23 protein-coding genes are annotated in these 21,963 nt (G+C 61.9%); 18 read left to right on the forward strand and 5 right to left on the reverse strand.

The window, feature by feature from the left end; translation table 11 throughout:
* Position 1: 1 nt before the first annotated feature.
* The 10 genes from AB0O81_RS08600 (at position 2) to AB0O81_RS08645 (ending at position 9,998) form a co-directional block, all read left to right on the forward strand.
* Positions 2–1,165, forward strand: coding sequence for a thiamine pyrophosphate-dependent enzyme (locus AB0O81_RS08600; RefSeq protein ID WP_363583238.1), 1,164 nt, complete (start codon positions 2–4; stop codon positions 1,163–1,165).
* Entirely contained in the window at positions 1,162–2,145 is a 984-nt protein-coding gene (locus AB0O81_RS08605; protein ID WP_363583240.1) for an alpha-ketoacid dehydrogenase subunit beta, read from the forward strand. Before AB0O81_RS08600 ends, AB0O81_RS08605 begins: the two co-directional genes overlap by 4 nt.
* Before the next feature lie 18 nt (positions 2,146–2,163).
* Positions 2,164–3,546 carry a dihydrolipoamide acetyltransferase family protein gene (locus AB0O81_RS08610; protein WP_363583242.1) on the forward strand — a complete coding sequence of 461 codons (1,383 nt, stop codon included), beginning with the start codon at positions 2,164–2,166 and terminating at the stop codon, positions 3,544–3,546.
* 68 nt (positions 3,547–3,614) lie between these two features.
* Complete coding sequence (locus AB0O81_RS08615) at positions 3,615–4,640, forward strand: zinc ABC transporter substrate-binding protein (RefSeq protein ID WP_363583244.1); 1,026 nt, start codon at positions 3,615–3,617, stop codon at positions 4,638–4,640.
* Positions 4,637–5,455, forward strand: coding sequence for a metal ABC transporter ATP-binding protein (locus AB0O81_RS08620; RefSeq protein ID WP_363583246.1), 819 nt, complete (start codon positions 4,637–4,639; stop codon positions 5,453–5,455). The genes AB0O81_RS08615 and AB0O81_RS08620 overlap by 4 nt, the downstream gene beginning before the upstream one ends.
* A complete protein-coding gene (locus AB0O81_RS08625) occupies positions 5,452–6,321 on the forward strand; it encodes a metal ABC transporter permease (RefSeq protein ID WP_363583248.1) in 870 nt (289 codons plus the stop codon). The genes AB0O81_RS08620 and AB0O81_RS08625 overlap by 4 nt, the downstream gene beginning before the upstream one ends.
* 50 nt (positions 6,322–6,371) lie before the next feature.
* Positions 6,372–6,782, forward strand: coding sequence for a transcriptional repressor (locus AB0O81_RS08630; RefSeq protein WP_363583250.1), 411 nt, complete (start codon positions 6,372–6,374; stop codon positions 6,780–6,782).
* Positions 6,775–7,791, forward strand: a complete 1,017-nt coding sequence (locus AB0O81_RS08635; protein ID WP_363583374.1) for a permease — start codon at positions 6,775–6,777, stop codon at positions 7,789–7,791. The genes AB0O81_RS08630 and AB0O81_RS08635 overlap by 8 nt, the downstream gene beginning before the upstream one ends.
* Positions 7,784–8,551 (forward strand): TIGR03943 family protein, encoded by a 768-nt coding sequence (locus tag AB0O81_RS08640; protein ID WP_363583252.1) that lies wholly within the window; start codon positions 7,784–7,786, stop codon positions 8,549–8,551. Before AB0O81_RS08635 ends, AB0O81_RS08640 begins: the two co-directional genes overlap by 8 nt.
* Entirely contained in the window at positions 8,541–9,998 is a 1,458-nt protein-coding gene (locus AB0O81_RS08645) for a hypothetical protein (protein WP_363583254.1), read from the forward strand. Before AB0O81_RS08640 ends, AB0O81_RS08645 begins: the two co-directional genes overlap by 11 nt.
* Here the strand turns inward: AB0O81_RS08645 and AB0O81_RS08650 are convergent.
* Entirely contained in the window at positions 9,995–11,614 is a 1,620-nt protein-coding gene (locus AB0O81_RS08650; protein WP_363583256.1) for an MFS transporter, read from the reverse strand. The genes AB0O81_RS08645 and AB0O81_RS08650 overlap by 4 nt on opposite strands.
* A gap of 60 nt (positions 11,615–11,674) precedes the next feature.
* Between AB0O81_RS08650 and AB0O81_RS08655 the strand changes: the two genes are divergently transcribed.
* The 6 genes from AB0O81_RS08655 (at position 11,675) to AB0O81_RS08680 (ending at position 15,848) form a co-directional block, all read left to right on the forward strand.
* Positions 11,675–12,355 carry a DNA-3-methyladenine glycosylase gene (locus AB0O81_RS08655; protein WP_363583258.1) on the forward strand — a complete coding sequence of 227 codons (681 nt, stop codon included), beginning with the start codon at positions 11,675–11,677 and terminating at the stop codon, positions 12,353–12,355.
* A gap of 171 nt (positions 12,356–12,526) precedes the next feature.
* Entirely contained in the window at positions 12,527–12,763 is a 237-nt protein-coding gene (gene rpmB / locus AB0O81_RS08660) for a 50S ribosomal protein L28 (protein ID WP_363583260.1), read from the forward strand.
* Complete coding sequence (rpmG, locus tag AB0O81_RS08665; RefSeq protein ID WP_337336633.1) at positions 12,763–12,933, forward strand: 50S ribosomal protein L33; 171 nt, start codon at positions 12,763–12,765, stop codon at positions 12,931–12,933. Before rpmB ends, rpmG begins: the two co-directional genes overlap by 1 nt.
* Positions 12,934–12,936: 3 nt before the next feature.
* On the forward strand, positions 12,937–13,242 hold the full coding sequence (gene rpsN, locus AB0O81_RS08670) for a 30S ribosomal protein S14 (protein ID WP_337336632.1): 306 nt from the start codon (positions 12,937–12,939) through the stop codon (positions 13,240–13,242).
* A gap of 263 nt (positions 13,243–13,505) precedes the next feature.
* Positions 13,506–13,793 carry an HU family DNA-binding protein gene (locus AB0O81_RS08675; protein ID WP_363583263.1) on the forward strand — a complete coding sequence of 96 codons (288 nt, stop codon included), beginning with the start codon at positions 13,506–13,508 and terminating at the stop codon, positions 13,791–13,793.
* A 69-nt stretch (positions 13,794–13,862) separates the two neighbouring features.
* Complete coding sequence (locus AB0O81_RS08680; RefSeq protein ID WP_363583265.1) at positions 13,863–15,848, forward strand: cytochrome c oxidase assembly protein; 1,986 nt, start codon at positions 13,863–13,865, stop codon at positions 15,846–15,848.
* Between the two features lie 7 nt (positions 15,849–15,855).
* Here AB0O81_RS08680 and AB0O81_RS08685 read toward each other — a convergent pair whose 3' ends face one another.
* Positions 15,856–16,983, reverse strand: coding sequence for a hypothetical protein (locus AB0O81_RS08685; protein WP_363583267.1), 1,128 nt, complete (start codon positions 16,981–16,983; stop codon positions 15,856–15,858).
* Between the two features lie 88 nt (positions 16,984–17,071).
* On the opposite strand from AB0O81_RS08685, the gene AB0O81_RS08690 reads away from it, so the two are divergent.
* On the forward strand, positions 17,072–18,430 hold the full coding sequence (locus AB0O81_RS08690; protein WP_363583269.1) for an AAA family ATPase: 1,359 nt from the start codon (positions 17,072–17,074) through the stop codon (positions 18,428–18,430).
* Here AB0O81_RS08690 and AB0O81_RS08695 read toward each other — a convergent pair.
* The 3 genes from AB0O81_RS08695 to AB0O81_RS08705 are packed head-to-tail and all read right to left on the reverse strand — an operon-like array spanning position 18,427 to position 21,205.
* Positions 18,427–19,092 carry a pyridoxamine 5'-phosphate oxidase family protein gene (locus AB0O81_RS08695; RefSeq protein WP_363583271.1) on the reverse strand — a complete coding sequence of 222 codons (666 nt, stop codon included), beginning with the start codon at positions 19,090–19,092 and terminating at the stop codon, positions 18,427–18,429. The genes AB0O81_RS08690 and AB0O81_RS08695 overlap by 4 nt on opposite strands.
* Positions 19,089–19,886 carry a creatininase family protein gene (locus AB0O81_RS08700; RefSeq protein ID WP_363583273.1) on the reverse strand — a complete coding sequence of 266 codons (798 nt, stop codon included), beginning with the start codon at positions 19,884–19,886 and terminating at the stop codon, positions 19,089–19,091. The genes AB0O81_RS08695 and AB0O81_RS08700 overlap by 4 nt, the downstream gene beginning before the upstream one ends.
* On the reverse strand, positions 19,883–21,205 hold the full coding sequence (locus AB0O81_RS08705) for an FAD-binding oxidoreductase (protein ID WP_363583275.1): 1,323 nt from the start codon (positions 21,203–21,205) through the stop codon (positions 19,883–19,885). The genes AB0O81_RS08700 and AB0O81_RS08705 overlap by 4 nt, the downstream gene beginning before the upstream one ends.
* A gap of 137 nt (positions 21,206–21,342) precedes the next feature.
* Here AB0O81_RS08705 and AB0O81_RS08710 point away from each other — a divergent pair, with 137 nt between their 5' ends.
* Positions 21,343–21,960: a cupin domain-containing protein gene (locus AB0O81_RS08710; protein ID WP_363583277.1), complete on the forward strand. Its 618-nt coding sequence runs from the start codon at positions 21,343–21,345 to the stop codon at positions 21,958–21,960.
* The last annotated feature ends 3 nt before the right edge of the window (positions 21,961–21,963 follow it).

Genomic DNA, 21,963 nt, shown 5'->3' on the forward strand with positions numbered 1-21,963 from the left:
CGTGACGTCTGAAGAATCGTTGACCACCGACGCCCCAGCGCGCTCTGACGCCCCCGGTTTCGTGCGCATTCTCGCCGCCGATGGGTCGTTTGCACCCACCCCGGCGGCAGAGCCATACCTGGAACTCGTCGACTCCTTGAGCGAAGCAGAGCTTGAAGGTCTGTATCGCGATATGGCCGAGATTCGCGCGTTTGACGTGCAGGCCACGAACCTGCAACGGCAGGGCCAGTTGGCGCTCTGGCCGCCTAGCTACGGGCAAGAAGCTGCTCAGGTAGGGTCAGCGCGAGCGGCGCGCACCCAAGACCACCTTTTTCCCTCTTACCGCGAGCACGTCGTGGCGCGCATTCGAGGCGTCGATCCGATTCACATCATTCGGATCATGCGCGGACTCACCCACGGTGGCTGGGACCCTACCGATCCGCAGAACGGCAACACGCACATCTATACGATGGTGCTCGGATCGCAGACTCTGCACGCCACCGGCCTCGCAATGGGCCTGGTGTTTGATGAGCGATGCGGCACTGGCGACCTTGATCGAGACGAAGCGGTCATCGTGTACTACGGTGACGGCGCGTCAAGTCAAGGCGACGTACACGAAGCAATGGTGTTTGCCGCGAGCTACCAGACTCCCGAGGTGTTCTTCTTGCAGAACAACCAGTGGGCAATCTCAGTGCCCGTCGCCACGCAGTCTCGGTCACCGCTTTACAAGCGCGGTGAGGGATACGGCATGCCCTCGATTCCGATCGACGGAAACGATGTCATCGCGAGCTATGCCGTCACCCGCCGAGCGCTCGATGAGGCCCGCTCTGGCGCGGGGCCCCGAGCCATCGAGGCGATGACGTACCGGCTTGGCGCTCACACCACCAGCGACGACCCCACAAAGTACCGCACCGCGGCCGAGGAAGAGTCCTGGCAACTGCGCGATCCCCTGGTGCGCATGCGTGCGTTCCTGCGAAGCCGCGGCGCCACTGACGCTTTCTTCGATGACGTTGAGGCCGAGTGCGCAGACGTCGCCGATGACATCCGCGTTCGCACAAATGAGTTGGGCGGGCTGGAGCAGTCGATGATCTTCGACAACGTGTACTCCGAAAAGCATCCACTGCTCGAAGAGCAACGGGCGTGGCTCGCGGAGTACGAAGCATCCCTCGAAGGAGATGCGTCATGAGCGAACTAACCAACATGCCGCTCAGCCGTGCACTTCACGCGGGTCTGCGTGCGGCCATGTCGGAAGACGACCACGTCATCCTGATGGGCGAAGACATCGGAAAGCTCGGTGGCGTCTTTCGCGTGACTGAGGGGCTTCAGGCGGAATTCGGCGAACGTCGCGTGCTCGACACTCCCCTTGCTGAATCTGGCATTGTGGGAACAGCGATCGGGCTCGCGATGGGCGGATTTCGGCCTGTCTGCGAGATCCAGTTCGACGGTTTTGTCTTTCCTGCCTTTGACCAGATCACCTCGCAGCTGGCCAAGCTGACTTATCGCCACGAGGGCGCGATTCAGATGCCGGTGGTTATCCGCATTCCGTACGGCGGCCACATCGGCGCGATCGAGCACCACCAAGAGAGCCCCGAAGCGTACTTCACGCACACGCCAGGCCTGCGGGTCGTTTCACCGTCGACTGCCAACGATGCGTATTGGATGATCCAGGATGCGATTCGCTCGCCTGATCCGGTCATCTTTCTTGAGCCCAAGAGCAAGTACTGGCAGAAGGGCGACGTCGACCTCTCGGCGCGTTCGGTGCCGCTTCATGCCTCTCGCATCGTCAGGCGCGGCACCGACGTGACGCTTGTGGGTCACGGTGCGATGGTGACGACGCTTCTGCAAGCCGCGGCGTTGGCCGAATCCGAGGGTACGAGCTGCGAGGTCGTTGACGTTCGCTCACTGTCACCGGTCGACTACGGGCCGATCCTTGAATCCGTCCGAAACACCGGGCGGATGGTCTACGCCCAAGAGGCGCCCGGGTTCACCTCGGTCGGCAGCGAGATTGCCGCGACGGTGATGGAGCGGGCGTTCTATGCCCTCGAGGCGCCCGTGTTGCGTGTCTCGGCGTTCGACACTCCCTTCCCTCCCGCCAAGCTCGAGGGGAAGTTCCTTCCCGACGCTGACCGCATTCTCGAAGCGGTCGACCGAGCTCTGGCCTACTGACTCTCTGAGGAGACACCGATGAGCACTTCCGCAGAATCGACCTTTGTTCTTCCCGACGTCGGCGAAGGACTTACCGAAGCTGAGATCGTCCAATGGCGCGTCGCCCCTGGTGACACCGTCGCCGTGAATGACGTGCTGGTCGAGATTGAGACCGCCAAGTCGCTCGTCGAACTGCCCTCGCCGTTTGCCGGCACGGTCGGCGCACTTCTGGCAGCCGAGGGCGACACCGTGAGCGTGGGGCATGCGATCATTACGATCGCCTCAGTGGCGGATGCTGCTCCCTCGCCCGCCACGATCGGTCAGAGCGAGCACGGCGAGCCTGCAGCCTCCGCAGAAGACGAGGGTGGTGGGGCTGTGCTCGTGGGGTACGGCACCGGCGGACAGGTGAAGTCGCGTCGCCGCAAGCCGGTAGCGTCAGCCCGAGAGCGAGTCACCGCGTCGGTGGGCGTCGTGGCAAAGCCCCCGATTCGCAAGCTCGCCCGCGACCTCGGTGTGGAGCTTGCGGCGGTGGCTCCGACGGGGGCTGCTGGAGAAGTGACCCGTGACGATGTCTTGCGTCACGCATCACAGGCCAGCGTCTTTCGCAACATCGAGACACCCGAGTGGGGTGACGTGCGCGAGGAGTCGATTCCCGTGCCGCCGCGCTCGGCGCCCGCGCGCACGACAGAACCTGAGCTCACCGTTGCCAACGGTGAGGGGCGTGAAGAGACGTTCGCCGTCAAGGGCGTGCGCAAGGCGGTGGCATCCGGAATGGTGCAGTCTGCATACTCGGCGCCCCACGTGAGTGTGTGGACCGACGTTGACGCCTCGCGCACGATGGAACTGGTCAAGCGTCTGAAGAGCTCGACCGACTTCGCTGATGTCAAAGTCTCACCGATGTTGATCATGGCTCGAGCCGTGGTGTGGGCCGCGCAGCGCACGCCGATGGTCAATGCCGCCTGGGTTGATGGCGACAATGGAGCGGCCGAGATCACGATGCGACGCTACGTGAACCTTGGCATTGCGGCCGCGACGCCCAGGGGCTTGCTCGTACCGAACATCAAAGACGCGCAAGACATGTCGATGCGTGAACTTGCGCGGGCACTGGAGAAGCTGGTGTTGACGGCGCGCGAGGGCAAGACCGCAGTCGCCGATCAGCAGGGCGGCACGATCACGATTACGAACATCGGCGTATTCGGGATGGACGCGGGTACTCCCATCATCAACCCCGGTGAGGCGGGGATCGTGGCGCTAGGCACAATCCGCCAGAAGCCATGGGTGGTTGATGGTGAGGTGCGGCCACGCTGGGTGACGACGGTCGCTGGATCGTTCGATCATCGGGTGATTGATGGTGACGGAATGAGCCGTTTCATCGCCGATGTCGCGTCGATCCTTGAGGAACCAGCGCTACTGCTCGACTGATCCTGAACTGACATCAGATCCTCCTTACCGGATTTGATAACCATTATCAATAGACGTACGATGGGGGCATGAAGACGCCCCCTCGCCCCCTCGTGCTGCTCGGTCTCGGTGCAGCATCCGCTCTCGTCCTTTCTGGTTGCGCGAGCACCACCTCTGATGCAACTTCTGATTCTGAGACGGATGCGATCACAGTGGTCGCGTCGACCAACGTCTACGGGCAGATCGCGGAAGAGATCGGCGGGGACCTTGTGGAGGTCACATCGATCGTGACCAACGCTGCTCAAGACCCGCACTCCTTCGAGGCAAGCGCACGCGACCAGCTGACGGTTGAGCAAGCCGACCTGGTCATCGAAAACGGTGGGGGATACGACTCGTTCATGGACTCTCTCGTCGAGGCCAGCGGCTCTGAGGCGCACGTCATCACGGCGGCCGAGTTCTCGCATTCATGGCCGACCGAGGAGGGTGAGGAAGATCACTCCGATCACGACCATGATGAGGAAGACGAGGAGCACTCCGATGAGGAGGAGCACTCCGATGAGGATGACCACGCTGGTCACGATCACATCGAAGGCTTCAACGAGCACGTCTGGTACGATCCGCACACCATGGCGTATGTCGCCGACGCTATCGCCGAAGAGCTCGGCGAGATCAGCCCAGACGACGCTGAGACCTTCACGGCGAATGCCGAAGCTTTCCACGAAGAGATCGAGGGACTCGAAGAGTCGCTAGAAGAAGTCGCCGCCGCACACGTGGGCGAAGAAGCGTTCTTGACGGAGCCCGTTGGCGGATACCTGGTGATTGCAGCGGGTCTTGAAGATGTCACCCCAGCCGAGTTCAGTGAGGCCGTCGAAGAGGGGCAAGATGTTGCGCCAGCCACCCTGCTGGAGGCGCTGTCGATCATCACCGATGGCGACCTGAGCGTCATGATCACCAACACGCAGACAGGTGGCGCCGAGACGGAGCAGGTTGTCGCTGAGGCTGAAAACGAAGATGTTCCGGTGGTCGCGTTTTCGGAAACGCTCCCAGAGGGCCAGACTTACATCTCGTGGATGCAGGAGAACATCGAAAACCTCGCGGCAGCGCTCGACTCGTGAGCCAGAGGCCAGTCGCGCTCGAAATCCAGGATGCTGCACTTAGGCGCGACGGGCGAGAGCTGTGGGCCGGCCTCAACCTGACGGTTCACGCGGGTGAGATGATCGCCGTCCTCGGACCAAGCGGTTCAGGTAAGACCACCCTGCTTCGCGCGATCCTCGGGCTCGAAGAGCTGAGCGAAGGCACCGTCACCGTCGCTGGTGAGGTTGTGCGCGGCAAAGGGAACCGCGAGATCGGCTATATTCCGCAGTCACGGCCGTTGCCGCCGGACACTGCGCTGCGCGGCCGGGATCTTGTTGCTCTCGGAGTCAGCGGGCATCGCTTCGGACTCCCGATTCCGCGACGCGGCGAACGAGCGCGTGTGGATACATTGATTGAAGCTGTGGGTGCCGCCGAGTTCGCCGACCGCCCTGTCGGAATGTTGTCGGGTGGTGAACAGCAACGGCTGCGCGTCGGCCAGGCGCTCGCCGACGACCCGGGCTTGTTGCTGTGCGATGAACCGCTGACGAGCCTTGACATGGCCAACCAGCAAGCGGTGGTCTCGCTCATTGACAAACACCGCACCGAGCACAACGCTGCGGTGTTGCTCGTGACGCACGACATCAATCCGTTGCTGCATCAGGTGGATCGCGTGCTCTATCTTGCGCAGGGGCGGTTCACCCTCGGCACGCCAGAAGAAGTTCTCAACTCGACTGTGCTCAGCGCTCTCTATGGGGCACCCGTGTTCGTTCTTCGCGCCGGACACCGCTTGGTCGTAGTGGGTGCGCCCGACGCGGAGGACTCACACCACCACCATGGTGACGAGGTGCACGGATGAACTGGGACGCGATCTACGACGCGCTCTTCGGCGGGTTGCCCTACTACGGGCAGATTCTCGCGCTGGTGTCGAACTCAGTCTGGGCGGGTGCCGTTCTCGGGCTGATCGGCGGTCTCATCGGTGTCTTCGTGATTCAGCGCGATATGGCATTCGCTGTGCACGGCATCAGCGAGCTTTCATTCGCGGGTGCCGCCGCCGCACTGCTGATCGGCGCTGATGTTGTCAGTGGCTCGATCGTCGGTTCGCTCGTCGCTGCGGCGATCATTGGATGGCTCGGAGCCCGTGCACGCGACCGCAACTCGATCATCGGCGTGCTGATGCCGTTCGGTCTTGGTCTCGGAATCTTGTTTCTCGCCCTCTATGACGGGCGCAGCGCGAGCAGCTTCAGCTTGCTCACCGGCCAGATCGTGTCAGTGCAATCTAGCCAGCTTGGTTGGCTGATCGGCATCAGCGCGTTCGTGCTGATCGCCTTGTTGCTGGTGTGGCGGCCGCTGCGGTTTGACTCACTCGACCCGCAGTCTGCGGCTGCGCGTGGTGTGCCGACCACGGGCGTCTCGCTCTGGTTCATGTTGCTGCTCGGGCTGACGGTGGCTGTCGCGGTGCACATCATCGGTGCGTTGCTGGTGATGGCCCTGCTTGTCACGCCTGCGGCTGCCGCCATGCGTGTGGCTTCGGGCTCGCTGAGTGTTCCGCTGCTGTCGGCAGTGTTCGGGTTTATCTCAGCAGTCGGGGGCATTCTGCTCGCCATCGCCGGCACTCTTCCCGTCAGTCCTTACATCACCACGCTGTCGTTTCTCATCTACGTGGTCTGCCGCATCATCGGGGCTCGACGCGATCGTGTGACGATTGCGAAGATTGCGAAATGACTCGGTATTCGTCCAGCAATGGCTCGGGTACGCGCCGGTAGACTCCGACAATGGCTCAGCGCAACACCTGGCAACGCGATCGCGTGCGCGAAGCGCTTGCTGATGCGGGTGGGTTCGTCAGCGCACAGGCGCTCCACGCCACCCTTCGGGACGAGAACACCGGCATTGGTCTCGCGACCGTGTACCGCGCGCTTGCGGGACTCGCTGCCGATGGTGGTGCTGACTCGTTGCAGAGCCCCGACGGTGAAGCGCTCTATCGTGCCTGCGTTTCGAGTGGGCACCACCATCACCTGATCTGCCGAAACTGCGGGCGCACCGTCGAAATTGAAGCCACAGCGGTCGAGCAGTGGGCGCGGAAAACCGCCGAAGAGCACGGCTTCACAGAGGCCGAGCACATCGTCGACATCTTCGGACTCTGCGCCGCATGCACGCAGGCGCAAGACGAGCGTGTCGATCACTGACACCCGACGGGTCGACACGCCTTCGGGCGTGAGAGGCACCGTCGTTGCGTTGGGTATTGGAGTGCTGGCTGTCGCCGCGCTCTTTGTGATCGACGCATTTGTGCCCACGCTTTTCAACGATCCGCTTTCAACCAGGGCTCAAGACGCCCTGACCCTATCGATCAGTGTGCTGATCGAGTCGATGCCTTTCGTCGCGCTCGGTGTCGTGCTGTCGATCGTGGTGCAGGTGTGGATTCCCCCGGGCATGATCGAGAGATGGATGCCGCGGCGTGCGTGGGCACGCCGGGCGGTGCTGTCGCTGCTGGGCATGTTCATTCCGGTATGCGAGTGCGGAAACGTGCCCTTCGCGCGAGGCCTGCTTATGCGCGGTTTCTCGGTGTCCGACACGATGACGTTCCTCATCGCCGCTCCGATCGTCAACCCGATCGTCATCATCACCACCCACCAGGCGTTCGGCATGGACGACGGCATTTTGATCGCACGACTGCTCGGAGGTTTTGCGATCGCCAACCTCATCGGATGGCTCTACAGCCGCCACCCATCACCTGACGCACTCCTTACCGATCGCTTTAGCGCGACCTGCAAGATGGTCACGCACGAGACCGGAGGACGAGGCCGCAAAACACTCGCTCAGTTCGTTGTCGAGCTTCGTGCTGTCATGCCTGCTCTCATCATCGGCTCAGCGCTCGCCGGTCTGGTGCAGGTGATTGTGCCTCGCAGTACTTTGCTCGCAATCGGATCGAACCCTGCGCTGTCGATCGTCGCCATGATGGCGTTGGCAATGGTGGTGTCGATCTGCTCGAACGTTGACTCATTCTTCGCGCTCTCGTTTGCCTCGACATTTACGCCCGGCTCACTGGTCGCGTTCTTGCTCGTGGGACCGCTAGTCGACGTCAAGATGCTCGCGCTCATGCGCACCACGTTCACCACCCGCACGCTGGCGGGAGTCGTCGTCGTCGTGCTGCTCGCCGCCTTTGCTATCGGAACGGTGGTGAATCTTCTTGCCTAAGCTCGAAGCGCTCAGCACCCGTTGGCTCGGCGTTGGGCTTGCCGCCATCCTCTCGGTCGTGACACTCAGCCTGGCGTTCACTGATCGGCTCGCGCTCTATATCAATCCCGATTCCACGTGGTTCGCGGTGTCGATGGCATTCATCGTTCTTATCGGCACGGTTGCGTCATTTGCGCTGCCGCTTGGTGCTGAGAGTGACCACGGTCATGATCACGGCCACGATGCTGACGATGAGGGCGCACACTCGCACTCGGCGCACCCCGGGGCGGTTGCGGCAACGGTTGTCGGGGGCGTGGCCGCATCCGGCGTCGTCTTGCTCACGCTCGGCCTCGCTCCCGCCTCGCTGTCCGCAGAGATTGCCATCTCTCGAGATGTCGGTGCCGCACCTCTATTCGCGGGAAGCGACATCGTCACCCTCGCAGCCACCGGCGACACGGATTCATTCGGCGTCGGGGAATGGGCGAGCGTGTTCGCAACCGCGACGAACCCTGATGCGTTTGACGGCAACGCGGTCGAACTCACCGGATTTGTCACTCCGAGTGAAAGCGGCGACTTCGACATCACACGGCTGGTGATCACGCACTGCGTCATCGATGCGCAGCCGGCCAGCGTCTCGATCGCGTCAAACGCGGATATTCCCGAAACCGGGCAGTGGGTGACGGTTACCGGAACAGTGCGCTCGACGTCAGATGGGCAACTTGCGATCGAGCCCACCAGTATTGAAGAGATCGACGAACCAGAGATTCCCTATGAGTTCTGATTCGCGAGCATCGCACCGGGCCGCGACGCCAACGCGCCGCGGTGCCTCACGGCAGCGTCGAGGGCGAGCGTTCATTCGTTCTTTTGCGATCGTGGTTGGCGTGCTCGCGCTCATTGGTGTCGTGGGGGCTGCGGCGAATGTTACCCAGGGCCCGCGCGTCACCGACGTGCAGGTGGATCCCGAAGCGGCGGTCGCAGCATCGGGATCGCGACTCATTGTGACTACCTCGCAGTCCATTGCAGAGGTCGACCCCTCTCAAGTGACGGTAAGCCCTGCGACACCGTTCGCTGTTGACACCTCGGGTCGCAGCGTCGGGGTGCGCTTTACCCTGCCGCTGTGGGATGACACCGAGTACACGGTGACGATCGACGATGTGGAGTCGCTCGGAGGCGGCCCGACTACGACCGTCACCGAGACATTCACGACTCCTGCCATTGAAGTGCATCTGCTGCGCAGGGATGCTGACGAAGACACCATCTTTCGCACCGATCTTGACGGTGACGAAGCGATAGCCGTGTTCACCGATCCTCATATCGAGGATTTTCGCGCGACAGCCACGCACCTCGTGATCTCGACGCGCACCGAGGCAGATGAAGCCCGTCTGATCATGACCGATTTGAACGGTGAGAACGCGCAGGATCTGCCGTTGCCTGGAGATGGTTATGTCACGAACCTGCAGAGCGCGGATCGGGGAGAAGTGGTCGGGTACACCTACTCTGATGCCGAACTCACCGAGACGAGCGGACGCGAGAGCATGCTGTTCACCGTCTCGCTTGATGATCCGGATGCTGCCCCGGTGCCCATCGAGGTTGAGGGTGCCGATCCGCGCATCAATGACTGGCGTTTCGTGCCAGACACCGACAGCATTCTGCTGCTGCCCTTTGATGGAGCGCTGCTGCTCGGCAGCGCTGAAGGCCTCGGTGCATCGGCAGACGGTTCGGGACAAGCAACGAATCTGGGTACCGCGCAGGGGATTGACGGCATCGCGAGAGGATCATCGCACGCCATTATTGAGCGCATCGATCAGCGCACGGTCTTAGACCTGACGGATGCGAGTGAAGATGCGCTCGTCGCCGCAGATGGAGAACTGCCGCTCGTGACGACGGTCACTCCGTTACCTGATGACTCGACCGTGCGCTCCGGTGCTGTTCTAGACGACGGCACCCCGACTGGCCGTACCACCGTCGATTTGGTCGCCGCCAACGGTGAGACCAGGGCACTCACCGAGATCGCCGAGACCGACGCGCTCGTGCAGGTATGCGTATCGCCGAGCGCACGATACCTCGCAGTGATCGTCGCCCCAGATGTCATCGACAATCCATACGACAGCTACCAGCTGCCGTTGCCGGGCTACCTCGAAACGCGCGTTCTCGAGATCGCCGACGGCCAAGAAACGATCGCGGTCACAGGCTCGTCGATCTCGTGGTGCCAGGTGCCACCGTCTTAGCCCGTTTCGGGTGATTCACCTCTTTCAGGCACGGCGATCTGTGAGGGAAGCCCTCGTGAGAGCAACAGGGCGAACAGGGTTAGCGCGAACACGATGAACAAAGACTGCTGCAGCGACTCGACCTGAGCGTCGGCGTAGATCTGGGCGACTTCTGTTGCCTGTTCGGCGGTGCTACCGGCATCCAGCATCGCCTGCTCTGCTTGCTTCTGCGAGATGATGGGAGCGCCCTTGGCCGTGTTCTCGGTCACCTGCAAGATCACATCCTCTGACAGAGTGTCGCTCGAGGTGACGGCGCTGCCGAAGCCGGACGTCATCATCAAGATGAACACCGATCCCACGACAGCGGTGCCGAACGAGGTTCCCAGGTTCTGAAAAGTGCCTTGCAAGCCTCCGACTTCGGATGTGTCGTCTGCTCCCACAGCAGACATGTTGACGTTGCCGAGTTGTGACGCAAGCAAGCCGAACCCTGCACCGACGATGAACATTCCTGTCGCGAACTGCCAGCCAGCGAGCGTCGGCTGAACGGCAGCGAACACGATGAAGATGCCAACGCCGAGCAGAACCTGTCCGATTCTTCCGATATTGCGAGCGGAGCGAACAGTTGACATTCGCGAGCCGACGATCGACAGCATGATGAGCCCCAACGACAGCGGCAAGATTCGCAAACCGGTCTCTAGCGCGTCGAACCCAAGAATCGTCTGCAGGTAGACAGGCACGACGAAAAAGAGCGCGGCGATCGCAAAGTACTGTGCCATGAACATCGTCAACCCGCTGCGTAGCGCGGGGATTGTCAGCATGCTGACCTTGACCAGTGGAACTTTTCCACTGGTTTCGAGGTGCTTTTGCCGACGCACGAAAACGCCGAGCAAGATGATCGCGAAGATAATCATGTAGGCCACGGGCGAGATGCCGAACGGAGCGAGCGTGACCGAGCCCACCGTCGGCGGGTTCAGCGGCAGCAACCAGCCCCACGTCTTGCTTTGCAGCACGGCGAAGACGAGCAGCGCCATTCCTGCGGCTGAGAGGAACACGCTTGCCGCATCGATGCGCATCGACTTGTTGGGGGGAGTGTCTTTGAGTGTGCCCGAAGCAAACAAGACGAGCACCATGATGATCGCTTCTGCGACGAACACATATCGCCAAGATGAGTACGTTGTCATCAAGCCGCCGATGAGCGGGCCAGCTGCGGCGGCGAAGCCCGTGATGGCACCGAGTGCCGAGAACGCAATCACACGGTCGCGCCCGGCGTAGTTGGTGGCTGCGAGCGCAGCGATAGCGGGTATGACAAGTACCGCACCCAAGCCCTCTACGAGTGACCATCCGACGAGCAAAACCGGAAGAGTCGGGCTCAGTGCCGTCGTGATGGAGCCGAGCCCATAGATGATCGAACCGACGCGGAAGGCTTTGCTACGGCCCCACCGGTCTCCTAGCTTTCCTCCGGTGAGCATGAACGATGCCATCGTGAGCGCGTAGAGCGTTATGGCCGCTTGCATGCCCGAGATATCGGTTCCGAGATCAGCGGCAACCGTTGATATCGAGACGTTCATCACGGTGCTGTCGAGCACCATGACGAACTGTGAGATCCCGAGAACGATCAGCGCAGACCAATGCTTCATAGTTGGACACTAGCGAGAAGCGCACCTCGGTTGCGAAGAGATCCCGCGTAGAATCTCCGCATGAAACGGCCCGGCGTGCGTGAAGCCACGCGCGAGGATCTCGCAGAATTGCCGGTCGTGGTCGCGTCCCGGCTGCTCGGGGCGCTGCTTGTGACCGAGGTCGGTGGAGATACAGTCGCCGTCCGAGTGACCGAAGTCGAGGCCTATCACGGCCAGGGCACCGGTGAAGTGCCCGATCCCGGATCGCACGCAAGGATGGGCCAGACTCCGCGCAATGCCACGATGTGGGGCGAACCCGGGCATATCTATGTGTATCTCAGCCACGGCATCCACTCCTGCGTGAATGTGGTGTGCGCCCCCCGGGGCGTCGCTGGCGGAGTGCTGCTGCGTGCGGGCGAGATCGTTGATGGGGTGGATGCAGCCAGTCGTCGCCGCGCCGCGGCGCGCACTCCCAGAGAACTCGCTCGCGGGCCAGGCAAGCTTGGACAAGCGGTGAGGCTGCAGCATCCCGTTCACGATGGCATCGATGCGATCACTGGAGTCGCTCGAGAAGGCGCGTCTGCACGATTGCTCATTCGCGAGTCACCCGTGACCGCGTACGCATCAGGACCACGTGTGGGCGTGGCTGGGGTGGCGGGAACCGACGCCTTTCCGTGGCGCTTCTGGATCGCTGGCGATGCAACGGTATCGGCGTTTCGTTGGGGTCGCGGCGCAGCAGCCATCGTGACAGCAGGCGACTAGCGGGGCGACACGCCCGGGCATGCTAGACTGACTCCTTGTCTGCGCGCACTCCAGCACGCAGTTCGCCCCCCACACCACATTCCGGCCGGAAATGGCCCGCTGTTGCGCGGGGTGCAGACAAGGGATCTTGGGTGGCACCGTCCGGTGCCACGGTACTAAGGAGAAATCATTATGGCAGCAGTGTGCCAGGTGACTGGAGCTGTTCCCGGCTTCGGTCACACCATCTCACACTCGCACCGCCGGACGAAGCGCCGCTTCGACCCGAACGTGCAGAAGAAGACCTATTTCGTTCCGTCGCTTGGTCGCAACATCAAGCTCAACGTTTCGGCAAAGGGCATCAAAGTCATTGACGCACGCGGCATCGAGTCCGTCGTCAAGGACCTCCTCGCGAAGGGAGTGAAGCTCTAATGGCTAAGAAGTCACAGGAAGTTCGCCCGATTATCAAGATGCGTTCGACCGCTGGCACGGGTTACACCTACGTCACGCGCAAGAACCGTCGCAACAACCCTGACCGCATCACGCTGATGAAGTATGACCCGGTTATCCGCAAGCACGTTGAATTCCGAGAGGAGCGTTGATCCATGGCTAAGAAAAGCAAGATCGCGCGCAACCAGCAGCGTCAGGCCGTCGTTGACCGCTACGCCGCAAAGCGCCTGGAGCTGAAGAAGGCTCTTGTTGACCCCACGTCGACCGACGAGCAGCGCGAAGCTGCACGTCTCGGTCTGCAGAAGCTTCCCCGCAACGCGTCGCCGGTTCGTCTGCGCTCGCGCGACGTCATCGACGGGCGCCCCCGCGGTGTTCTCACGAAGTTCGGCATCTCGCGTGTCCGCTTCCGTGACATGGCACACCGTGGCGAGCTGCCCGGCGTGACCAAGTCCAGCTGGTAAGCACCGCTTACGTCGAAAGGCCCGCAGTTCCTCGGAACTGCGGGCCTTTCGCGTTGCGCGCCTCAAATGGAGTCACATTCGTCACAAAAACCCCATCTGAGCCACGACACGCCGACCAAAAGCGCCAATACCCGCTGAAATCCGCGTGATTACGGGGCAAATTGGCTATAGTCGAGGCGGTCGATCCGACCAGCCGGGAGCGTTCAGCTGCCCGGTCCCAGCAATGAGAGGGCGGCGATTCCGCCCCCTTTGGAGGAACACCCATGGCCGACAAGTCCATCACCAAGACCGAACTCGTCGCGAGCATCGCGAGCGCCACCGGACAGAGCCAGGCTGCCGTATCGGGCGTGCTTGACTCACTGTTCGCCACCGTTTCCGAGGCTGTTGCCAAGGGCAGCAAGGTCTCCATCCCCGGCTGGATCGCGTTCGAGCAGGTTGCGACCTCGGCTCGTACCGGTCGCAACCCCCAGACTGGCGCAGAGATTCAGATCCCTGCAGGCAAGCGCGTCAAGGTGACCGCTGGCTCGAAGCTCAAGGCTGCCGTCAAGTAACACTCGACGACGCTTTACCGAAGGGGGATACCGCGCGAGCGGTGTCCCCCTTCGGCTTAGGCTGGAGGGGTGAACCCCCGCCTCCTGCGGGCCGTCGGGCCTGCGATCCTCGTTGTGGTCGCGCTGGTGGCCATGGCGATCGCCCTCGCCTACGGCGGCGGAGCAGATCCCCTGACAATCGGCGACCCCGGTCCGTTCGCACGGTGGGGTCTGCCCACCGCAAAACTTCTGGTCAACCTCTCGGCGGCTGGCATGGCAGGCGTGCTGGTGACGGCACTCTTCACGCTCAAAGCAGGTGAACGCGAGTTCGATCTGGCACTGGACACTGCCTCGATCTCTGCGGCCATCTTCACCGTCACTGCGGCAGCCACTGGGTTCCTTACCTTTATTGACGCATTCAACCCCGTGATCAACGCTGGCCCCGAATTCGGCGCACAGCTGGGCCGCTATCTGATCGAGACCGAGGTGGGTCGAACCTGGCTCATCACAACGGTCGCCGGTGCTGCGCTCACGGTCCTGACCTTCGCTGTTCGATCGTGGACGGCAACATTGTTCGTGGCGATCCTTGCGCTCGCGAGTTTGGTGCCCATGGGCACTCAGGGCCACTCCGGCGACGAAGCTGACCACCACATCGCGATGACTGCGATCATTTTGCACATCATCGGAGCTGCCGTGTGGCTGGGTGGCCTATTGTTGCTCGTCATCGTGCGACCGGCACTCAAACGCGGCCCGCTTGCTGATGTGGTGGCTCGCTACTCCAGCATCGCGGTTGCGGCCTTCGTCGTGGTTGCCGTGTCGGGGGTGGTGCGCGCGATCGTGGGGCTCAGATCGTGGGAAGCATTCTTCTCGCCATATGGCGCGATCCTCACTGTGAAGGTCCTCGCTTTGATAGCACTCGGGCTGCTCGGCGCGTGGTACCGCCGCCGCCTTATCGGCAGACTGCGCGAAGACTCCGCATCTCGTGCGTTTTGGATTCTGATTGCGGGTGAGCTGGCGATTATGGGAATTGCCAGTGGTGCCGCCGCGGCCCTCGCCCGTACGGCTCCGCCGCTTGGAGAGCTGCCGGCGTTCGTGCGCACTCCAGCCGAGATTCTCACCTACGCTCCGTTGCCCGATGAGCCGGTGCTGATCGATTGGCTCATCGCATGGAACATTGACTGGGTGTGGGCCACCGTCGCGGGTTTCGGCACCTTCTTCTATTTGGCGGGCGCATGGCGTTTGCACCGCCGCGGTGATGCCTGGCCACTGCATCGCACCCTCTCATGGGTGTTCGGCATGGTGTTGCTGCTGTGGGTGACCGGCGGGATCATCAACGTCTATCAGGCGTATCTGTTCAGCTACCACATGATTGGGCACATGCTGTTGACGATGGCTATTCCGCCATTGATGGTTGCCGGGGCGCCCGTCACGCTGGCTGCGCGTGCGATCCACAAACGCGACGATGGAACGAGGGGCGGCAGGGAATGGATTCTGTGGACCGTCCATTCGCCCGTCATGCGCGTGCTCACCAACCCCTTCGTGGCAGCAGGGCTGTTCATCGGCTCGCTGTGGATCTTCTACTACACCGACCTCTTCCGCTGGGCTCTGTATGATCACCTCGGTCACGAGTGGATGACCGCACACTTCTTGATCACCGGCTATCTTTTCGTGCTCAGCCTCGCCGGCATCGACCCCGTGCCGTATCGCTTGCCCTACCCCGGGCGGCTGTTGTTGCTGATCGGCATCATGGCAATGCACGCTTTCTTCGGCATTGCCATCATGATGCAACCGGGTCTGATGGTCGCGGAGTGGTTTGGCTCAATGGGGCGCACCTGGGGTGAGACACCGCTCGAAGATCAAGCCACCGGCGGCGGTATTGCCTGGTCGATCGGCGAGATTCCCACCTTGATCTTGGCCATCACCGTGGCGATTCAATGGAATCGCACCGATGAACGCACTCAGAAGCGTCGTGACCGGCACGCCGATCGCACGGGTGATGCCGAACTCGACGCCTACAACGCGAAACTCGCAGCGCTCGCTGAGCGCGATGAGCGTGAGGCCGCGAAGAGGCACTGAGTCGAAGCTACTCGCCCTCGGTGCCTCCGACTGAAATAGTGACGCTTCCGTCGGGAAGCACTCGAATCGTGCCCGTCACGAAGAAAGGCACGATCTCGTTCGCGTTCGTGATGGAACCATCGAAGAGCGACTGGATGTCGACGTTCAAGCGTGCCGCCGCTGCAGTCGCAGGAATCTTCCAGTCGGCGCCGTCGGACTCGATGGAGATCGTGGGCTGCGTTTCGATCGTCCACTCAGGCAGCGACGCAATCCGGTCCTCGACGACGTAGCCGAAGGGGCAGGCGGTCGGCTGAAGCACTTCTTGGCTCGCGCAGGTCGTCAAAAACTCCTCGACGCGCTCCTGCACGACTTCAACGAACTCTTGTGTCGGCTGGGCCTGCACGGTGACCGGCACGCTCGTGAACGGACTGTCTGACAGCACCGCGACACCGGGTGTCGAGGCGATGGCGGTCTCGACCGACACTGAGTAGAGGCCAGGGGAGAAGACGAGCAGGCTGACAGCTTCGGTGGGGTCAGCATCCACTCCCTCGGGAGAGACTTGTCTCTTATCCAGAGCAAAGCCGTTCACGTTGAATGACATCGACCCACCCACGTCAAGGCTCAACACGGCGAGCGGGCTCGATGCAAAACGCCACGTGGGTGCGATACCGATGGAACCGTTTGGCTCTACGTCGAACGATGCAGTGCCTGCGTAGCCACCCGCCGTGTAGGCGACGTTCACGGTGGTGAACTCGTCGTTCTGCTCTTCTGACACAACACGTGCGTCGGTGAGCGTGGAAAGGGCGGTGCTTCGCAGCAGGGCATCGTGCGCAGTGGGCGGGAGCCCGGCCGCTTCGAGGTCTGCTGATGCGACGGCCACCCCGGGAACGCTAAGGGCATCAGAGGTTCGGCCCTCTTCAAGCATCGAGAGATACTGCTCCACAAACGCCGTGGGGCTGTAAAACTCTCGCTGGACCGCTCCATAGGCTGCCGCGACGGCGCCAATGAGCACAACCCCGACGACGGTGAGGAGCGATAGGTCAATCGCGATGCGGCGGCGGGTGCGGCTGCTCGCGGGCGGTGTCACGAGCCCAGCTGAGGGAACGGCCAGCGAAGAGTCGCTGTCCGATTTTTCGCTCAGCGCGTCTTCGGTCACGCTCATATTCTAAGAAGGTACGCCTGAAGATGTGCCTGATGGCCTGGGCATAGTCCGCGCGCCTCGTGGGCGCAGATAGCATGAATCAGTGACTACCCCCGCCCTCTCCGCAGAACAAGAGGCGCTGTTTCGGCTTATCGAAGACACGAACGAGCACGTTTTCGTCACGGGGCGAGCAGGAACGGGCAAGTCGACTCTGCTGCAGCACCTCGCGTGGAACACCAAAAAACAGGTAGCGGTGTGCGCGCCCACAGGCGTTGCCGCGCTCAACGTCGAGGGTCAGACAATTCACTCGCTGTTCCGTCTGCCAGTCGGGCTCATCGCCGGGAGTCAGATCGAACAGTCTGACCCGGCACGAAAGATCATGAACGCCATCGACACCCTGGTGATCGACGAGATCTCGATGGTCAACGCCGACCTGATGGACGCCATCGATCGATCGTTGCGCCAAGCGCGTGGGCGCCGAGGTGAGCCGTTCGGGGGCGTGCAGATTGTCATGTTCGGCGATCCCTACCAACTCGCTCCGGTGCCGCCGCGCGGCGACGAGCTGATGTATATTCGCGACCACTATCGCTCGTTCTGGTTCTTCGATGCCAAGGTCTGGGTGGGCGAAAGCGCAGGCGATGGAATCTTGGACGTCGGACGCCACGGCGCAGAGTTGCACGTGCGTGAACTCGTCGACATTCACCGGCAGGCAGACCCGGCGTTCAAAGCAATGCTCAATGCGGTGAGGTATGGCCGCGTGACCGCCGACATCGCCCAGGTGCTCAATGACACCGGCGCGCGCACGCCACCTGACCCGGCCGATGGCGAGCACCCGATTATCACCCTCGCCACGCGCAACGACATCGTCAACAACATTAACCGCCGCCACCTCAATGAATTGGTCGGCCGAGAGCAGACGGCGGCTGCCGAGATCAGCGGCGACTTCGGCCGAGGTGAGGCGGGCTACCCCGCTGATGCAGAACTGAAGCTCAAGGTCGGAGCGCAGGTGATGTTTCTTCGCAACGACACAGGGTCATATGGCGAGCCGCCGAGATGGGTGAACGGAACGATCGGCACCGTGACGCGCATTGCCGGCGAGACAGTACGGGTAGATGTCGATGGTGAAGAGTTCGACGTGGAGCCCGCCGTATGGGAACGATTCCGATACTCGTACAATTCAGCATCCAAGTCACTCTCTCGCGATGTTGTTGCAGAGTTCACCCAATTTCCATTGCGACTCGCATGGGCGGTGACCATCCATAAGTCGCAGGGTAAGACGTATGACCGTGCCGTGATCGACCTGGGTTCGGGGGCCTTCGCGCCCGGGCAAACCTATGTCGCGCTGTCTCGGCTTACTTCGCTCGATGGGCTGTATCTTTCCCGGCCACTACGGCCGAGCGATATACGTGTCGATGCTGATGTGCAGAGATGGATGCTGAGCGCACAACAGCAAATGCCCTAGCCGGGCAGAATCTGCCGGGACCACCCCGCTTCACCTCGGCGGTATTCGATGCGTCGACTGGCAGCATCGGGGTTCGATACCCAGAACAGCATTCTGTGAGCGCGCACCGCGAACCCAGCCCAAGCACGTGGCTGGGCTGGCGTCGGGTTGGTAGCCGCAAAATCGCGCCAACCCGAGACGCGTTCGCGCAGGGGCAATAGCGCGTACTCGGGCGTGTTGAGCCATGCGAGCTGCTTCAAATAGGGAGATCGCTTTGCGTAGGCTGAGGCGACTTCGTCGGGCGGAGCGATCAGGGCGGTGCCTTGGACCACGAGCTGTCGGGTGAACCCGGGCCAGACAATGCTGAGCGAGACTCGCGGGTTCGCCGAGATATCGTGCGCCTTCTGACTACTTGCGTCGGTATGAAAGAAGAAATGCTCGCCGTCGAATTCGCTCAGCATCACTGTGCGTGCGCGTGGAAAGCCTTCACTATCGATCGTCGACACTGTCATGAGCATGCGGTCTTCGTCTGACTTGGGCAACCACGAAAGCGCGAGCGCCGAAGGATCGGAGGCCTGGTGGTCTGACTGCACCGGATCGTTTGCATGATCGATGACCGGGGCTTCGGCTACCTGCATGCGTAGCGGGTTCGCGAGAGGCTCATCGGGCGCCGCTGCACTCATGCGAACTCGAATCCGTCGATTTCGGTGAGCGCTTCGCCTACAAAATTCACGCTCGCCTCAAACAGCTTCTTGCCGTGCTCTGCATTGGCGCCGGTTGCGTCGCCAATGACACCGGTGGGGCCAAAGTCGTCGCTGGTCCATCCGAACATCACCGGTTTGCGGTTGAAGCCGATGTGTTTCAGCTTCGCAATCTTCTCGGGAACGTTTCGCGGTGGCATCTCAGGGGCGACCAGGTGAGGCGCGATATGCATGACCATCGACGTTTCTGCGAAACCCGCATGGATGCCTTGCCCCTGCTCATCGGGCCGTCCATCGACGCCGTCGCCCGGAAGCCCAATTCCTGATGACATAGAAAAAGTGCGCAGCCCAAACTGGCGACGAAGCTCGCGATTGGCCCATCCCAGCAACATGACATTGCCGCCGTGGCCATTGACGAACGCGATCGTCTTGACCGGGGTCATCGCAATAGAACGACCGATCTCGATCAGTTGGTCAAGCAGCGTCGTGCCTTCCATCCACAGCGTGCCAGGCGCCCAGTAGTGCTCGTCAGACTTGCCGTACGAAAGAGTCGGCAGAAGCCAGGCATCGATCCCGGCCGCGGCGACGCGCTCTACGGCGGCCGAGGCGACTGTCTCAGCAACCAGCGCGTCGGTACGAAGCGGCAGATGCGGGCCGTGGTGCTCGATTGCACCAATGGGAACGACGGCGATCGAACGTTCGTTCGTTGCAGAGATCAGTGCCGGGCCAGACAAGTCTGCCCACAGACGTGATGCTGGGGTGAATTCGGAGGTCATCCGATTGCTCCTTTAGTAGAGCCCGCGTAGTCGGGGTTGAGTTTTCCAGGGTTGAGAAGACCCCGAGGGTCAGTCTGAGCGGCCAGCTCCAAGGTCTGGGCGAGTCTGAAGTCGACGTTCCACTGGTGCGGATTATGAACGCCGACACCGAGGGCGCGAAGCTTGTCCATGCCGGCATAGACCGCTTCGGGGCTTTCGTAGATACCGGCCAGCATGCCAATGGGGGTGGTGTAGGCAGCTTCGGCGTGAAGAAGACCGCCGGGATACACCGCATGTACCTCGTCAATTCGATCGATAAGAGCATCGCCTGACACCTCCACGTGGAAGTACACGCCAGGCTCAGACTTTTGCAACCACTCGATGGGATGGTTGTAGCTCAGCACGGAAAGCGCTGCCGATACGCCGGCGCCTTCGTGTACCTCTTCGATGCGCCCACCCGCTGCTTCGATGATGGCAGACGCTTCGGTCACGATCGCGGGATCAGCGATCATGCGAAGCGAGCTGCGGTCAGCCGGAATCGCGTCATCCGGCGGCAGCTGCGCGCTGATGTGTGGGGTGTCAGCCGAAACGAGGCGTGGCGCTGGTGTGAGCTTTCCCAGTTCGCGCAAGACCGACAGCGAGCCATAGAAGTCGTCGAACGACGCATAGAGAGCGCGCCAGTCTTGGGCGGGTTCGACGCGCACCGTCGCTCGGGCGATGATTCCCGCAGTGCCATAGTTGTGCACGTAGCCGAGCACTTCGTCGCCTTCAACGTGCACAAGCTGGCCGCCGGATTCGGGTGTGACAACGTCGAGCGCAACAACAAAGCCGTTGTCGTTACTGCCATGCGCAATCGACCCGGTGCCGCCTGAGCCTCCGCCTAGAAAACCGCCGAGAGAGGAATGCACGGTCGACGGATACATCCACAGTTGTTTTCCGGCGGCTTTTGCGGCTTGCTCGAGAACGGTCATCGGAGCGCCCGCGTCTGCGGTGATCGTGTCTTCGGTCACTTCGTATACGGTGCGGGCACGCGACATGTCGAGAACCAAGCCGCCCGGCATCGGGATGGCCTGGCCATAGTTACCCGTTCCCTTTCCGCGAGGAGTAATGGCAACGCCATGCTTTGCGGCAAGCCCCACCACCTGAGCGATCTGCTCCGCCGTCGTGGGGAAGGCGACGAGATCTGCAATTCCTAGCGGTAGCTGCTCGGCGATGATCGGTGACATTCTTGCGCCGTCAACAGACGCTTTTTCTCGTTGGCGCATGTCACTGGTGGCGCCGCGCGCTCCGAGTAGCGCGATGAGCTCGCTTTCAAGAGCGGGGTAGTCAGGTGCGGTCACGGGGTTTCTCCTTTTTCGCATCTCCCGGATGGTGAGCGCAATGAGTCGGGTGATGAGTCCCTCATTGGGCTGTCAAGAATCAGGCTTGGGGTCGCCGTGGTCGGTGGGCGTGTACTTGTGCCGCATATCCTGGTCACGTGCCCGAATCCGCCAAGCCGACGAATCTGCCGGAGCCGACTGATCCTGCAGAGTTGGCTCAGGCGTTGGGCAGCCGCATCCGGGCTCTGCGCAAGAGTCGTGGGATGACGCTTATGCAGGCAGCGACCGAAGCGGGTCTGTCGCATTCGTTCTTGAGCCAGGTGGAGCGCGGGCTGGAACGGCTCAGCATGTCGTCGCTGTACCGGGTGGCTCGCACCCTTGGCACCACGCAGCAGGCGTTGCTCACTGCGGAGCCTGACGAGCGACCACGCGGCGACTTTCATGTCTTCCGTGGTGAGGCGGCGTCCCCGGTCGATGCCGGTAGCGGTGCCGTTACCGTGCTTGCGCAACAGCGCGCGCGTTTTTTGCCGATGATCTTTGCGGGCGAGTTTCCCGAAGATGGTCTCTGGTGGCAACACGACGAAGAAGAGTTTGTTTACATCCTCGAGGGAGAGCTGATCGTCACCATCGACGACAAGGTAGCGACTCTTGAAGCTGGCGACGCCACGTACTTCGAGAGCGGCGTGCGGCACAAATGGCGAACGAGTCCTGGAAAGCCCTGTCGCGCTCTGGTCGTCAAGGAGCAACAGCACGACGGCGCCGCTGCGAGTAGCTAGAAG

This window comes from Microbacterium sp. NPDC076911 (assembly GCF_040687125.1).
Classification (GTDB): Bacteria; Actinomycetota; Actinomycetes; order Actinomycetales; family Microbacteriaceae; genus Microbacterium.

What these genes read in the sequence shown, in the direction of transcription:
- AB0O81_RS08605 (WP_363583240.1), top strand. Translation starts at nt 1,162, where the DNA reads ATGAGCGAACTAACCAACATGCCGCTCAGCCGTGCACTTCACGCGGGT.
- AB0O81_RS08610 (WP_363583242.1), top strand. Translation starts at nt 2,164, where the DNA reads ATGAGCACTTCCGCAGAATCGACCTTTGTTCTTCCCGACGTCGGCGAA.
- rpsN (WP_337336632.1), top strand. Translation starts at nt 12,937, where the DNA reads ATGGCTAAGAAAAGCAAGATCGCGCGCAACCAGCAGCGTCAGGCCGTC.
- AB0O81_RS08675 (WP_363583263.1), top strand. Translation starts at nt 13,506, where the DNA reads ATGGCCGACAAGTCCATCACCAAGACCGAACTCGTCGCGAGCATCGCG.
- AB0O81_RS08655 (WP_363583258.1), top strand. Translation starts at nt 11,675, where the DNA reads ATGAAACGGCCCGGCGTGCGTGAAGCCACGCGCGAGGATCTCGCAGAA.
- AB0O81_RS08645 (WP_363583254.1), top strand. Translation starts at nt 8,541, where the DNA reads ATGAGTTCTGATTCGCGAGCATCGCACCGGGCCGCGACGCCAACGCGC.
- AB0O81_RS08695 (WP_363583271.1), bottom strand. Translation starts at nt 19,092, where the DNA reads ATGAGTGCAGCGGCGCCCGATGAGCCTCTCGCGAACCCGCTACGCATG.
- AB0O81_RS08630 (WP_363583250.1), top strand. Translation starts at nt 6,372, where the DNA reads ATGGCTCAGCGCAACACCTGGCAACGCGATCGCGTGCGCGAAGCGCTT.
- AB0O81_RS08625 (WP_363583248.1), top strand. Translation starts at nt 5,452, where the DNA reads ATGAACTGGGACGCGATCTACGACGCGCTCTTCGGCGGGTTGCCCTAC.
- AB0O81_RS08700 (WP_363583273.1), bottom strand. Translation starts at nt 19,886, where the DNA reads ATGACCTCCGAATTCACCCCAGCATCACGTCTGTGGGCAGACTTGTCT.
- rpmB (WP_363583260.1), top strand. Translation starts at nt 12,527, where the DNA reads ATGGCAGCAGTGTGCCAGGTGACTGGAGCTGTTCCCGGCTTCGGTCAC.
- rpmG (WP_337336633.1), top strand. Translation starts at nt 12,763, where the DNA reads ATGGCTAAGAAGTCACAGGAAGTTCGCCCGATTATCAAGATGCGTTCG.
- AB0O81_RS08650 (WP_363583256.1), bottom strand. Translation starts at nt 11,614, where the DNA reads ATGAAGCATTGGTCTGCGCTGATCGTTCTCGGGATCTCACAGTTCGTC.
- AB0O81_RS08615 (WP_363583244.1), top strand. Translation starts at nt 3,615, where the DNA reads ATGAAGACGCCCCCTCGCCCCCTCGTGCTGCTCGGTCTCGGTGCAGCA.